We start from the raw sequence: 14,637 nt of genomic DNA, 5'->3' as shown, positions 1-14,637 counted from the left end.
ATAACAACAATCCCGCTGACTTCATTTGAAATATGAAATTAGCGGGATTGGTATGCTTGCAGTTTATCTTTATTATTTCATCTTTGGCATCATTTTGCCCATTTTGCTGCCTGTCACCATTTTCATCATCTTGCGAGTCTGGTCAAATTGCTTCAACAGGCGATTTACCTCCTGAATATTTGTACCACTACCTTTGGCAATGCGTTGACGGCGCGAGCCATTCAGAAGAGCCGGGTTGCTGCGTTCTGCCGGAGTCATGGAATAAATAATAGCTTCAATGCTTTTGAATGCATTGTCATCAATATCGATATCTTTGATAGCCTTACCCACACCCGGTATCATGGAAGCCAAGTCTTTCAGGTTACCCATCTTCTTGATTTGAGCAATCTGACTCAGGAAGTCGTTGAAGTCGAATTGGTTCTTGGCAATCTTCTTTTGCAGACGTTTTGCTTCTTCTTCATCATATTGTTCCTGCGCGCGTTCTACCAGTGAAACGATGTCACCCATACCGAGGATACGGTCTGCCATACGTGAGGGGTGGAATTGGTCGATAGCATCCAATTTTTCACCGGTACCGACAAACTTAATCGGCTTGTTCACTACCGAACGGATAGAAAGAGCGGCACCACCACGGGTATCACCATCCAACTTCGTCAGTACCACACCGTTGAAGTCAAGGCGTTCGTTAAATTCTTTGGCTGTATTCACGGCATCCTGACCAGTCATGGAGTCTACCACGAAAAGAATTTCATTCGGATTAATCGCTTTCTTGATGGCAGCGATTTCGTTCATCATCTCTTCGTCTACAGCCAGTCGGCCGGCGGTATCGACGATAACTACATCATATCCTTTTGCTTTAGCTTCCTGAATTGCATTTTCCGCAATTTTTACCGGATTTTTACTATCCGGTTCTGAATACATCGGAACTCCAATCTGTTCTGCCAGTACGCGTAGCTGCTCGATAGCGGCAGGGCGGTACACGTCACAGGCCACCAACAACGGCTTCTTGTTCTTTTTCGTTTTCAGCATCCGTGCCAGCTTACCTGAGAACGTCGTTTTACCCGAACCTTGCAGACCGGACATCAAAATAACCGCAGGCTTTCCTTCCAAATCGATCTCGGCCGTTTCACCACCCATCAGCTGAGTCAGTTCATCGTGCACGATTTTCACCATTAATTGGCTGGGTTTCACGGCTGTCAGCACGTTTTGTCCCAATGCCTTTTCTTTAACGGTATCTGTGAAAGTTTTGGCTACTTTGTAGTTTACGTCGGCGTCCAACAGTGCCTTACGCACATCTTTCAGGGTTTCCGCAACGTTGATTTCGGTGATTTTTCCTTCACCTTTCAGAATTTTAAACGACCTTTCCAGTCTTTCGCTTAAATTATCGAACATGATGCTATAATTCTATTTATAAATTACAAATTACTCTTATTGAGGCGCAAAAGTACAAAAAATCCCTGTATATACCTCCTTTTGAAACAAGAATATTATTCTGTCTGGGCGGCGGGATAAGTGAAAAGAATTGTCGGACCCTCTTTGCTATCCGGGATTACCTGATATGTGCCACCGAAGTGTTTCAACAATAACTGGTTGACATCATTGCGTAAAGCAGAGTCTTGGTTGGCATATTTGCGGTCTGCCAGCGGACAGTTGGTTACTTTGAAACAGAGTATTTCGCCATTTTTGTCTAAAGTGAATTGGAGGTCACGTTCCTCCTTGAAAGAGGCAAGGGGGCAGATAAGAAGGCTGACAATGAGTTGCATAATCCGGTTGGTGTCTGTATGGATAATATACTCATCAATATTACTATGGAAATGAATGTGCAAGGTGGGGCTTTGCATTTGCGCCATTCCTACAGCATCATTACAGAGTTGTACAATATCATAGTCGCTCATCTGAAATTTCATCATACCGGCCTCCAGACGTGACAGATCAAGGACGTTGTTGACCAAACGCATTAACTGTTCTGTGTTTTGCTGGATGATGCTCGAATACTCTTTGCGGGTGGGTTCGTCCATTTCTACTTCGTTGTTGGCTATGATTTGTGAGAATCCCAATACCCCGTTCAAGGGGACCCGGATGGCATGGCTCATGTTAGACAGGAAACGGTTTTTCATTTCGTTAGCTGCTTCTGTTTGCCGGGTGGCTTTCTGTGTCTCTTTTTCCGATATTTTCAAGGCCTTTCTTATCCGGTTGATTCGGAGCATATAGGCAATGCATAAAATAAGTATGATTGAGAGGCTGAGAAGAATTGTCACCTGCACGCGGCTTCTCAGTTTTCCCTGCTCCCATACTAATTGATTAAGGTGGTATATATCCTTGATTTCTTCGAGTTGTTTGGCTGATATGGCCACAGTTAATGAATCCTGGATGCGGTTGGATTTTTCATAAAGTGATAGCGCTTCATTATATTTACCCATTTCTTGCAAAATATCAGCTTTACGAGCCAATTGTTTGGCATAGTCCATCTCGCCGGAATCAAACTCCTGCATCTTCATTAAAACAGAATCTGTATATGTAAGTGCGGTTTGGTAATCTTTCATATGGCGATAATATTCTGCACGAGCATCTTGGTACATGGCTATGTATGGAAGAAAACTTTGTGGCGTTGTGTATTCCTGTGCTTTTTCTATGTGGTATTTTGCAGAATCCGCTTTCTCTATACCTATATAATAATGAGTATGAAATATTTCGGAGAATAGAAAAAGGTTTAAATATGATTCGTACATGTCAGGATCCTGTTTCAGTAAATTGTCTATCAGTTGGATATTCTGATCCAGGTAAGCTTTCAGACTTTTGTAGTCATTCTGACTTTTGCTGTATAAGATGAGCTGTCCTAATACATTTATCTGAGTACTGGTGTGTATGGGCTCGGAGAAGAGTTCGTGGGCTTTTTGCAGAACTTCTCCTTCTTCTTGTTTACGATTGGTTTCGTGATATGCATTTGCCAAACACAGATAGGCAATCACGCGTCCGCCGGCATTGTCCAGTGCCTCTGCCTTTTCTTGCATCTTCAAAGCCTCATTGATTGCATACTCATATTTCTCCTTATAAATATAGGTATATATGAGCAATTTTTGTGCATTAAAATACATTTGCCAATATTGCATGCGTTCGGCAATGGGCAACAGATAGTTTACCAATTTGCTGACACTGTCCGTTTCGTCTTGGTTATAATAATATAACAACTTGTAGTAGGTACCACTGGCTTTATATTTGTCACTTTTTTGGAGTTGAGCTTCTTTGAACATTTCCTCTGCATATTCTATATAATGCGGAGAATTTTGTTCTGTGAGTACCAGTTTTTCCAATAATTTAAGTCGAGTGGAATCATGAGGAAGGGCATGCAGATCATTCAATAAGCTGTCCGCAGTGGTGGAATGTGCAGTTGCAGAAATAAATATGCATTGTAGCGTAAAGGTCAGTATGAATAGAACCCGTTTCATACCATACCCTCCTTCCTGTTGACTGAATGAATGGGGTGAGTGAATTGAAAGCGTGAGCCATCTTTGTATTCGGGGTCAATCCATATTTTACCACCAAAGCGTTCCACTATTAATTGGCAGATAGAAAGTCCCAATCCGCTGCCTTGTGCATTTTCATTCAGTTTCTCAAAGCGGTTGAATATCTGTCCCTGCTTTTCCGGAGCTATCCCACAACCTGTATCGGTTACGGTAAATATAGCTGTTTCTTCCGATTGCATATCAAGTGATAGGGTGATACTTCCTTCTGTAGTGAACTTGGTTGCATTAATAAGCAGATTGATAAGCAACTGTTGAAGGCGTGCTTCATCCGTATATATTTCCAGTTTTTCCAGAGAAGTTTCAAAGAGTACGGAAGCGGCTGTCTGCTTTATTTTTTCTACGGTATCTACCACATTGCGGCAGATGAACACTGCATCATTATTGGCAAAGTGGAATTGCATCTTGCCGATTTCCAGACTGGAAAGGTCCACAACATCATCTATTAGTTTTAATAGTAAATCTGAATTTTGCTGGATGATTTCATTACATTGTTGGCGGGTTGCAGCGTCAATATGGGCGTCAGTCAAAATGCTGGAGAATCCCGACAATGCATTCAGTGGTGTTCTTATTTCATGACTCATATTCGACAAGAAAAGACTTTTGGTACGGATGGAATTTTCTGCCGTTTGCCGTGCTTTCTCCAGCCTGAGCTGGGATTTGGCCAGACGCTTGTTGATTTTACGAATATAGAACACCGATACAGCAGATATGGCTAAGATAAGTATACAGCCTATAATGGAATAGAAAAGCAGGTGGTTGCGTTGAATTTGGTTGTTCATTTCAAGGCGGTCCACTTGGTATATGGTTCGCAAAAGGTTAATTTGCGAAGAGTAATTACGGGCATTGATAGAGTCGCGGGCGGCATTAATGTCCTGATATGCCGTACATGCTTCTTTGGGTTTTCCCCGTTGTGCATACAGGTGTGCCAACGCATTCTTTATTTTCAAATACTTGTTGTAGGTGTTGGCGCCCTTGGTATGGTCTGTCAGCTCATTATATAGTTCTATAGCTTGTTCGTCATTCCCTGTATTTCTGGCATACTCGGCTTGGATGTATTTCAGGATGGAACAGTGGAAATAGAATGGGTAATATTCATACCATTCTTCAGCCTTCTGGATATACTCCCGGACTTTGTCCGGATTGTTTGCGTAAAGATAATAATAGGCTTGGAAAATATTCTCCATAAAGCGACTATGGTGGTCGTCATTCACTTGTTCCATTTGCTCCAGGTAAGCTTGAGCTTCAGGCAGGCGCTTCAGTCTGACGAGGGTAGGGGCTAACTGGATTAATACTCTTTCCTGAAGTTTCCCGGAACCGGGGATTTTATACAGCTTATTCATGGCTATTTTATATTCTTCGACGGCCTCATTTGCCATATTTGCGCAGAGGTAAGTATCGCCAATTGCATGATGGGCTATGGCTATTCCTATGTCATGTCTCATTTGCGTGGCTTGGCGTAGGATGCTGTTCGCTTTTTCCAGTGCTTCACTGATTTGTCCGTCGGCTGCGAGGGCATAGGCAGCCATTTGGCGTATGAGGAACATGCGTTTATAATCCTTTTTTTTCCGGTATATTTCTGCCAGTTCGTCTTCCCATTGAATAATATCGCTTAACTTTGCTTCCAGAGAATAACCTAAGTTATTATCCATTAATTGTTCAACAAGGTGTATACGTTTATCTTCCGAATCCTGGTTTGCAGAGAGGATGTGGGAAGTACCGTAAAATAACATCAACAGCAATACTAGTATCGTTTTACTGAATCTCACCTTGTTTATTTTGATATTTATTTGATTATTTGCGACAAAAGTAACTAAAAAGGACGAGATATCCGAAAATGTCCCGTCCTTTTTGCATTTTGATGCTTTATTTCCGATTAATAATATCCCGCGCGCAAGGTCCTTCGTGATGCGGATATCCGGGTGTGTGACTTCTCCATCTTTTATCAGCTTCTGTTTTTAGACTACGGTAATCATCTTTAGTTCGCCGGATGTAGTCGTCCAGCAAGGTGCGGTGTTCACCAAGAATCTTGGCGTATGCCGGGTCATGGGCAAGGTTATGTTGTTCTCCTTTATCTTTTTCCATGTCATATAGTTCTTCACCGTTGCCTTCCAGATAGTGGGTGTATTTGTAGCGGGGGCTGCGTATCATACGCCCGGGACTGACGATTACTTCGTATTCGCTGTGCCATTCAGAGACAACGTACGGGTGTTCCTTAATCTGTTCTTTTCCTTTCAGCAGGGGAGCGAGACTGATGCCCAGTTTGTCTGCCGGGATGGGTAGTCCGGCCAGTTCACAAAGAGTAGGCAGCAGGTCAAGAGTGGGTTGTGTTAACAGGTTGTCTACCGGTCTTTCGCGTTTCTGTATACCCGGACCTGCAATGATGAAGGGAACATTGGTCACTTCATCGTAGAAGCTGATTTGCTTGGTCACCATGCGGTGTGAACCCATTCCGTCGCCGTGGTCTGCTAGAAAAACAACAATGGTATTCCTGCCTGCGGGGGTGGAGTAGAGAGCCTGAAGAACCTGTTCTATCTGTTTGGAAACTATCTTCGTGTAGTGTCGGAAAGCGGCGATATAGTGGCGATAATTCTCCTCGTTCCAATGTGCAGCCTGCATCATGCGGCGGTGGCTGCAACAAATGTATTGAATGGGTACGGGCAGTGAATTCCAGTCTTTCACTTCGAAGTTCTCCGGTAGGTTGGGCAGTGGGTCACTGATAGGCTTGTCGATATGTTCTCCTTTGTTTTCACCTACATATCCACAAATGTTATGCGGATTTTGGAAATCCACCACGCAAATAAAAGGCTCTTTGCCCGGATTACTCAAATAGTTTACGGCGTCTTCACATGTACCTACGTCGAGGAAGCTATCGTTGTTTACGGGAAATTCCGGATCGGCGAAAGGCTTGGCTTCGGGTTCTTTATGGTTGAAGCCTCTTAACGCTCCCATATCATGTGTTTTCCCGAAATGAACGGCCTGGTATCCGTTGGCGGAAAAGATGCTTCCTAATGTGGGAACATTTTCCGGTAGCAGGGGATTGATGTGTTCGGCTGAATTGGAGCGTATGTTGTTCTGGTGGGGCATCAGGCCGCTCCATAAGGCTGCACGTGAGGGTTGGCTCAGAGGACATCCCACGTAAGCATTTGCAAAAACGACGCCTTGGGCGGCGATGCTGTCGATGGGAGGTGTGCAACTATCATTATTGCCGTAAGCGCCTACTACGCGTTGTGTCAGATGGTCGCATTGTACAATCAGGAAATTGGGTGATTGCTGTGCCCACAGGGGGAGACTGCATAGAGTTAGTCCCATCGTAGAATAAAAGGTCTTTTTCATGGTTTCAGAATTTTTTGTTCAAATTAGATAGGCAAATGTAGAGAAAAGGGGGAAATAAAAAAGCTTCCAATTACATTTTTGGACGTAATTGAAAGCTTTTGTACAATATTGTAAGAGGACAGTCTTAACTGTTCATACTCATCAGGAATTCGTCGTTGTCTCTGGTTTTTTCCATGCGGTCTTTCACAAAATCCATGGCTTCTATCGGATTCATGTCGGCCAGGTATTTGCGGAGTATCCACATGCGATCCAATGTTTGCTTGTCTTGCAGCAGGTCGTCGCGGCGAGTGCTGGAAGCAACAATGTTGACAGCAGGGAAAATTCGTTTGTTGGACAGGTTGCGGTCGAGTTGCAGTTCCATGTTACCTGTACCCTTAAATTCTTCGAAGATAACTTCATCCATCTTAGAACCGGTATCAATCAGAGCAGTAGCCAGAATGGTGAGTGAACCGCCGTTCTCAATGTTACGGGCAGCACCGAAGAAGCGTTTGGGCTTGTGCAGTGCGTTGGCATCCACACCACCGGAAAGCACTTTACCGGAAGCCGGAGAAACCGTGTTGTAAGCACGTGCCAGACGAGTGATAGAATCCAGGAAGATAACAACGTCATGACCACATTCCACTAGTCTTTTTGCCTTTTCCAATACAATACCGGCTATTTTTACGTGGCGTTCGGCAGGCTCGTCAAAGGTTGAAGCGATAACTTCAGCATTTACGGTGCGTGCCATATCGGTTACTTCTTCCGGACGTTCGTCAATGAGTAACATTATCATGTATACTTCCGGATGGTTTGCTGCAATAGCGTTAGCGATGTCTTTCATCAAAATGGTCTTACCGGTCTTGGGTTGTGCCACTATCAATGCACGCTGACCTTTACCAATAGGAGCGAAGAGGTCGACTACACGGGCAGACATAGAGTCGGAGTATCCACCTTTGCACAGTCTGAACTTTTCGTCGGGGAACAGAGGCGTGAGGTGTTCGAAAGGTACACGGTCGCGCACGAAAGCCGGGTCTCGTCCATTGATTTTCTCCACTTTCACCAGTGGAAAGTATTTCTCTCCTTCTTTAGGTGGACGAATAACGCCTTCTACAACATCACCTGTCTTTAGACCAAAAAGTTTGATTTGAGATTGTGAAACGTAAATATCGTCTGGAGAAGAGAGGTAATTGTAATCGGAAGAACGAAGGAAACCGTAACCGTCCTGCATGATTTCCAGTACACCAGTACCGGTCAGGATATCATCGAATTCATATACTTTTTCGCGTTCAGCTATAACTCTGCGTTCTTGAACAGGAGCATAGTTGTCACCACTATTCTGCGGCTGTCCGGGGCGCTGTTGCTGCACAGGGCGTTGGTTGTTGTTACGATTGTTATTGTAAGGAGTATTGTTATTGTCGCGAGGACGAAGGCGTGGTCGTTGCACCATTGTAGATGCAGGTTCTGCTATAGGTGCCACTGCGGGAGTTTCAGCTTTGGTGGCTTCGAATTTACCGAGAAGTTCGGAAGGAAGTTCTACCTTTTCAGTCGGAAGGTCTTCGATGGGAATGAAGTCATCTTCGGGTTCTGACAGAATAGGGCTGTCTTCTACTACGACTTTTTTGGTTACTTTGGGTGCTGCAATTTTGGGTACCTCGGTTTTCGGTGTTACTACTTTGGGCGTTTCGGCTTCAAAACTTAGCTCGGGTTCTGCCTTCTTGAGTTCTTCTTTTACAACCGGTGCAGGCATCTTTTCTTCCGGTTTAGCTTTGCGCGGACGTCCCGGTTTACGCTTCGGGGTGGTAGAATCTTCGGCCTTTTCGGGAGCAACAGTTGCAGTTACTTCGGGAGTTTTTTCTGCTACCGGTGTTTTAGTAGCTTCTACTACGGGACGTACTTTAGCAGATACGGCTGTGGCTTCTGCTTTTGCCTTGGTGAGATCACCATTTTTGTTGGCGGTGAAAACTTTGTCAGTACTCTCTTTTTTTACGGTCACACGGGTGCGTTTCTCTTGTCTGTCCACTTTACGCTCTTCTTTCAGCTTTTCAGCAGCAACTTTCTTGGTAGCACCTGCGATGGCTTGTTCATCAAGTATCTTGTAAACAAGTTCTTCTTTTTTTAGTGAGTCTGTCTTTTTGATACCCAGTTCCTGGGCAATAGTTTGAAGTTCCGACAAATTTTTGTCGTTCAATTGAATGATATTATACATACAGTATATATGTGAATGATTTATATTTCTTTTGTTATCGGACAGATATGTTCACACTGCTGCGGTTGTCGTCACAAGCAACGTGGCAAATATACCTTTATCTATAAAAATACTATGGTTATGGGATATTTATTATTGAACCGGAAATCTGGTTAACTACCCGCACTTAGGAGTTGCAGATTGTTTCAACGGCACAAAGGTAATAAATATTTTTGGTTTCATAAACAATTCGTCTTTTTTTTAATTTTAAAACTTTATCTTTGCTTGATAAACTAAGAAAAAGTGCATAAAATTATGGATATAAACGCAGTTCATCTCATCTGTTTCTCGCCCACTCACACGTCTAAACAAGTTGGCGAGGCAATTGTTCGCGGAACAGGGCTAACAAATATAATTACGACGGATTTAACATTGTATGCTGCCGAAGTGGATATTGCGGAGAATACATTGACCGTAATTGCAGTTCCTGTATATGGTGGCAAAGTGGCTCCTTTGGCAATGGAGCGTCTGCAAGGAATTCGTGCATCGGGAGCTCCGGTAGTGTTGGTGGTGGTTTATGGTAACCGTGCTTATGAGAAGGCTTTGGTGGAATTGGATGCATTTGCTTCTGCGCATGGCTTCAAAGTGATTGCAGGAGCGACATTTGTGGGAGAGCATTCTTATAGTACGGAGCAACATCCGGTTGCTGTAGGGCGTCCGGATGCGAACGATCTGCAGTATGCGGAGGAGTTTGGCGCGAAGTTACGAACGAAAATTAATGCGGCTGCAGATATGGAACATTTGTATCCGGTAGATGTGAATCGCATTCAGCGTCCCCGTCAGCCTTTCCTGCCTTTGTTCAAGTTCTTGCGCAGGGTGATAAAGCTGCGTAAGAGTGGAGTGCCTTTGCCGCGCGTGCCTGAAGTGAACGCGGAACTGTGCACGCATTGTGGTGTTTGTGCGGCTCATTGCCCGTCGGGAGCTATTATAAAAGGTGATGAGTGCAATACGATTGCAGAAAAGTGCATCAAGTGCTGCGCTTGCGTCAAAGGATGTCCATTCAAGGCGCGGACGTATGATACTCCGTTTGCTGTGTTGCTTTCGGATTGTTTTGCGCGGCAGAAGGAGGCGAGAATTATCATTTAAATAATTAATTGATTTTCTATAGATGGTTATTTTCTGTTCATGCGGGAAATAACCTTTTTTTATGTGAATACTAATTCGTTCCACCATGGGGTACTTTGCGTTCCCTTATAAGGTTCTTTTCGTCCCCTTATGGAGGAACGCAAAGTACCCCATGGTGGAACGAATTAGCTTTCGCTATTCCGGTATTAAACTATTGCAGGGAGAGGGATTGGTATGGCTGGTCTTATGGGATAAATTTCACTATGATTATCCTGCGGGTATTCTCATCTATCCTGAAACGGTTGTCGGTGCGTTCGCCTATCAGCCAGATAATGTGTCTGCCGCTGCAAAGCATCCATTGCTGTTCTTTGCGTGAAAGAGAGAATTTACGATCGGTAAGGTAATCGCTGACTTTCTTTCGTCCCGTCATGCCGAAGGGGACGAAGCTGTCTCCTTGGCGGTAACGTCTTACGGTGAGGGATGACTCTAATTTATCTGCATCGAAGCAAGCCGTATTCCGGTCGCGTGGAATGACGAAGCCGTTTGTGAGTTCCCGCTCTTCCATAATGAGTCGGAAGGGGAGGACGTCATCGTTCGGAGATAATATGGTTGAAGAATCGGTAGAACAGATAGGGGCTATCAATAATAATGTCCGGTCTTTGATGACGCGCCATTCTTTGCTGAGGAATTTTTTTCCCGGTTGTCCGTTCAGAGAGGCGAATATATCTTTTATTTGGGTGCCGTTGAACCCCAACGGAGATAAAATCTCAAACAATAAAGTTTCCGGTGCAGGTTCCTCGAGTAAGGCTTTTATTGAGATGCTCTGTCCGGCCTGCACTCTTTGTTTTCCTTCCTCTATACCTTTCTTATATAAGAGAGCTGCATCATTCAGATATGTTGCAGTGCGGAGAAGGCCCTCTTTTACCGAAGGATTAATTTCCTGCATCAAGGGCAGAAGGTTGAGGCGTATTTTGTTGCGGGTGTATTCGTCTTGCAGGTTGGTGCTGTCTGTTATGTAAGGCTGTCCGATTTCTTGCAGATATTCTGTTATTTCTCTCCGGTCGATGCACAGCAAGGGGCGGACAATATTTCCGTTTTTGGGACGAATGCCCAGTAGCCCGTTGATGCCTGTTCCACGGATAAGGTTCAGTAGAAGGGTTTCTACACTATCGTCTTTGTGATGAGCTACGGCGATGACATCCGCCTTTTGTTTCAGGCGGAGCTCTTCAAACCAGGCGTAGCGCAATTCCCGTGCTGCCATTTCGATGGATATGTGCCGTTTGGCTGCTTCTTCCGTCGTTTGGAAATGCCGGATATGTAACGGAGTTTCCAGTTGCAGGCACAGTTGGCGGACAAATGCCTCATCCCGGTCCGACTCGTCGCCCCGCAGATGAAAGTTGCAGTGCGCTGCTTCGCAGGTGTATCCCATGTCAAGAAGTAGATGCAATAATGCTACTGAGTCAGCTCCGCCGCTCAGCGCCACCAAGACTTTGTCTTTCAAGGTGAAAAGCTTTTCTTGCTCGATGTATTGCGTTATCTTTTTCTTGTTCATGCCGCAAAGATACATTTTATTTGATTATTCCTGATAATTATCTTCTGGAAACATACCCTTTTTGATTCCTTATTTAAAAACAATCTAAATAATTTGTGCGCTACAAGCAAAACATTTATCTTTGCACCAAAATTAATGAAAGAGAGAAGACTATGCGTTTGTCCGAATTAAAAACAGGAGAAAAAGGTGTAATCGTTAAAGTTCTGGGACACGGCGGTTTCCGTAAACGAATTGTAGAAATGGGCTTCATTAAAGGCAAAACTGTGGAAGTTTTGCTGAATGCCCCGTTGAAAGATCCTATCAAATATAAAGTAATGGGTTATGAAATCTCTCTGCGCCGCCAGGAAGCAGGGATGATTGAAATCATCAGTGAACAGGAAGCGAAAGAGCAAGCGACGAGGCCGGATTATCATCCCGGAATGAGCGAAGATATTTACCTGGGTGATGAAGCACTGAAACGAGCTGCCCTTGGCAAACGTCGCACCATCAATGTCGCTTTAGTGGGTAATCCCAATTGTGGAAAAACTTCTCTGTTCAATATTGCTTCCGGTTCACACGAACACGTCGGTAATTACAGTGGCGTTACAGTGGATGCCAAGGAAGGTTATTTCAATTTTCAAGGTTATCAATTTCGTATTGTCGACTTGCCCGGCACATATTCTTTGTCGGCCTATAGTCCCGAAGAAATGTATGTCCGCCACCACATCATCAATGAAACGCCGGATATAGTTATCAATGTGGTTGATTCCTCCAATCTGGAGCGCAATCTTTACCTCACCACCCAATTGATTGATATGAACGTGCGCATGGTGATGGCCCTTAATATGTACGATGAGTTGGAAGCCAGTGGTAATACGTTGGATTATATGACGCTTAGTCAGTTATTCGGCGTCCCTATGGTGCCCACAGTCTCACGTACGGGTAAAGGTATCGAAGACCTTTTCCATGTCGTTATCAGCATTTATGAAGGTGCCGATTTTCTGGACCAAAAAGAAAATGTGCGTACTGAAGTCTTGAAAGATTTGCGGGAATGGCATAGGGAATTTGTGCCCGGTTATAGCGCTGGGGCTCATAAAGAAGAAGGAAGCCATCATGGTTTTTATCGTCATATTCATATCAATCATGGGCCGGAACTGGAACGTAGCATTGAAGAAGTAAAGCGTGCTGTTAGTGAGAATGAGGACATCAGGCATAAGTATTCTACTCGTTTTCTGGCTATCAAATTGTTGGAAAATGATCCGGATTTAGAAAAAATAGTCGAAGCCTTGCCTAATGGCAAAGAAATCATAGCTGTTCGCGACCAGGAGAGTCGTCGGATTCGTGAAGTACTGAATGAGGATTGCGACCAGGCAATCACTGATGCCAAGTATGGTTTTATCTCCGGTGCTCTTAAAGAAACATTTGTGGATAATCATCTGGATAAGGAGCATACGACCCGTGTGATAGACTCTATCGTGACGCACCGTTTCTGGGGATTTCCTATTTTCTTTCTCTTCATGTACCTCATGTTTGAAGGGACATTTGTGCTTGGTGAATATCCGATGATGGGCATTGAATGGCTGGTGGAGGTTATTGGAAACCTTATACGTGATAATATGGCGGATGGGCCTCTGAAAGATTTGCTGGTGGATGGTATTGTAGGCGGTGTGGGGGGCGTTATCGTTTTCCTGCCGAATATTCTTATTCTTTATTTCTGCATATCGCTGATGGAAGACTCCGGTTATATGGCACGTGCGGCGTTTATTATGGATAAGATTATGCATAAAATGGGGCTGCATGGCAAATCCTTTATTCCTTTGATTATGGGTTTTGGGTGTAACGTTCCCGCTATTATGGCTTCGCGTACCATTGAAAACCGCAAGAGTCGTCTGATTACTATGCTCGTCAATCCGTTGATGTCATGTAGTGCCCGCTTGCCGATTTATTTATTGCTGGTAGGTGCGTTTTTCCCGAACAATGGTAGTCTGATATTGTTGCTTATATACTCGATAGGTATTCTGTTGGCAGTGTTACTGGCACGCTTGTTCAGTCGTTTTCTGGTGAAGGGGGATGATACTCCGTTCGTTATGGAACTTCCGCCTTATCGCCTGCCTACAGCAAAAGCCATTTTCCGGCATACGTGGGAGAAGGGGGCGCAATATCTCCGCAAGATGGGGGGCATTATTATGATAGCTTCTATCGTGATATGGGCACTGGGTTATTATCCTGACCATGATGCGTATGAGACTGTTGCCGAACAGCAGGAGAATTCCTACATTGGGCAGATAGGTAAAGCGATGGAACCCGTTATTGAGCCGTTGGGCTTTGACTGGAAACTGGGTATCGGTATACTTTCGGGTGTGGGAGCCAAGGAATTGGTGGTAAGTACGCTGGGAGTACTTTATACGAATGATGCGGAGGCCGATGTGGTAAGTCTTGCCGAACGTATTCCCATCACGCCGTTGGTCGCTTTTTGCTATATGGTGTTCGTGCTTATATATTTTCCGTGTATTGCCACGATTGTAGCCATCAAGCAAGAGTCTGGTAGTTGGAAATGGGCACTGTTTACAGCAGCATACACTACACTGCTTGCATGGGTGATGGCATTTGCTATATATAGAATAGGAGGATTATTTGTATGATGAATTGGCAACAATGGGTAGTCGCAATCCTGTTACTGTTGTGTATTGTCCGGATAGGTTGGGGGATTTATACTTTTCTCCGCCGGACAAAAGAAAATGGTAATCCGTGTGCAAACTGCGTAACTGGTTGTGACTTAAAGCGATTAATGGACGAGAAGCGTGCGGAGTGCAGTGTCACTAAAAAAGAAAAGAAGAAAAAATGCTGCGGATAGTTGGTATATTCAAAAAATGTACTACCTTTGCAACCGCAAACAAAAAAAGACGGTTCCTTGGATGAGTGGCTTAGTCAGCGGTCTGCAAAACCGTGTACGGCGGTTC

9 protein-coding genes are annotated in these 14,637 nt (G+C 44.3%); 3 read left to right on the top strand and 6 right to left on the bottom strand.

The features are described from left to right. Positions 1 to 72 precede the first annotated feature (72 nt). The 5 genes from ffh to rho form a co-directional block, all read right to left on the bottom strand. Entirely contained in the window at positions 73 to 1,392 is a 1,320-nt protein-coding gene (gene ffh / locus QZ135_RS16275; protein WP_294611558.1) for a signal recognition particle protein, read from the bottom strand. A 95-nt stretch (positions 1,393 to 1,487) separates the two neighbouring features. Beyond that, positions 1,488 to 3,446, bottom strand: coding sequence for a HAMP domain-containing sensor histidine kinase (locus QZ135_RS16270; protein ID WP_294611556.1), 1,959 nt, complete (start codon positions 3,444 to 3,446; stop codon positions 1,488 to 1,490). After that, entirely contained in the window at positions 3,443 to 5,254 is a 1,812-nt protein-coding gene (locus QZ135_RS16265) for an ATP-binding protein (RefSeq protein WP_294611603.1), read from the bottom strand. Before QZ135_RS16265 ends, QZ135_RS16270 begins: the two co-directional genes overlap by 4 nt. A 133-nt stretch (positions 5,255 to 5,387) precedes the next feature. After that, a complete protein-coding gene (locus tag QZ135_RS16260; RefSeq protein WP_294611554.1) occupies positions 5,388 to 6,857 on the bottom strand; it encodes a sulfatase-like hydrolase/transferase in 1,470 nt (489 codons plus the stop codon). A 124-nt stretch (positions 6,858 to 6,981) separates the two neighbouring features. Then, positions 6,982 to 9,042 carry a transcription termination factor Rho gene (gene rho / locus QZ135_RS16255; protein ID WP_294611551.1) on the bottom strand — a complete coding sequence of 687 codons (2,061 nt, stop codon included), beginning with the start codon at positions 9,040 to 9,042 and terminating at the stop codon, positions 6,982 to 6,984. A gap of 294 nt (positions 9,043 to 9,336) precedes the next feature. On the opposite strand from rho, the gene QZ135_RS16250 reads away from it, so the two are divergent. Next, positions 9,337 to 10,167, top strand: coding sequence for a 4Fe-4S binding protein (locus QZ135_RS16250; protein WP_294611548.1), 831 nt, complete (start codon positions 9,337 to 9,339; stop codon positions 10,165 to 10,167). A gap of 223 nt (positions 10,168 to 10,390) precedes the next feature. On the opposite strand, the gene tilS is transcribed toward QZ135_RS16250, so the two are convergent. Beyond that, positions 10,391 to 11,698 carry a tRNA lysidine(34) synthetase TilS gene (gene tilS / locus QZ135_RS16245; protein WP_294611546.1) on the bottom strand — a complete coding sequence of 436 codons (1,308 nt, stop codon included), beginning with the start codon at positions 11,696 to 11,698 and terminating at the stop codon, positions 10,391 to 10,393. Positions 11,699 to 11,850: 152 nt separating this feature from the next. On the opposite strand from tilS, the gene feoB reads away from it, so the two are divergent. Then, complete coding sequence (gene feoB, locus QZ135_RS16240) at positions 11,851 to 14,319, top strand: ferrous iron transport protein B (protein ID WP_294611543.1); 2,469 nt, start codon at positions 11,851 to 11,853, stop codon at positions 14,317 to 14,319. Continuing rightward, positions 14,316 to 14,531 carry a hypothetical protein gene (locus tag QZ135_RS16235; protein WP_294611540.1) on the top strand — a complete coding sequence of 72 codons (216 nt, stop codon included), beginning with the start codon at positions 14,316 to 14,318 and terminating at the stop codon, positions 14,529 to 14,531. The genes feoB and QZ135_RS16235 overlap by 4 nt, the downstream gene beginning before the upstream one ends. Positions 14,532 to 14,637: the final 106 nt, after the last annotated feature.

Source organism: uncultured Bacteroides sp. (assembly GCF_905207245.1).
Lineage (GTDB): Bacteria > Bacteroidota > Bacteroidia > Bacteroidales > Bacteroidaceae > Bacteroides.
This window is presented reverse-complemented; position numbering and strand designations above follow the sequence as displayed.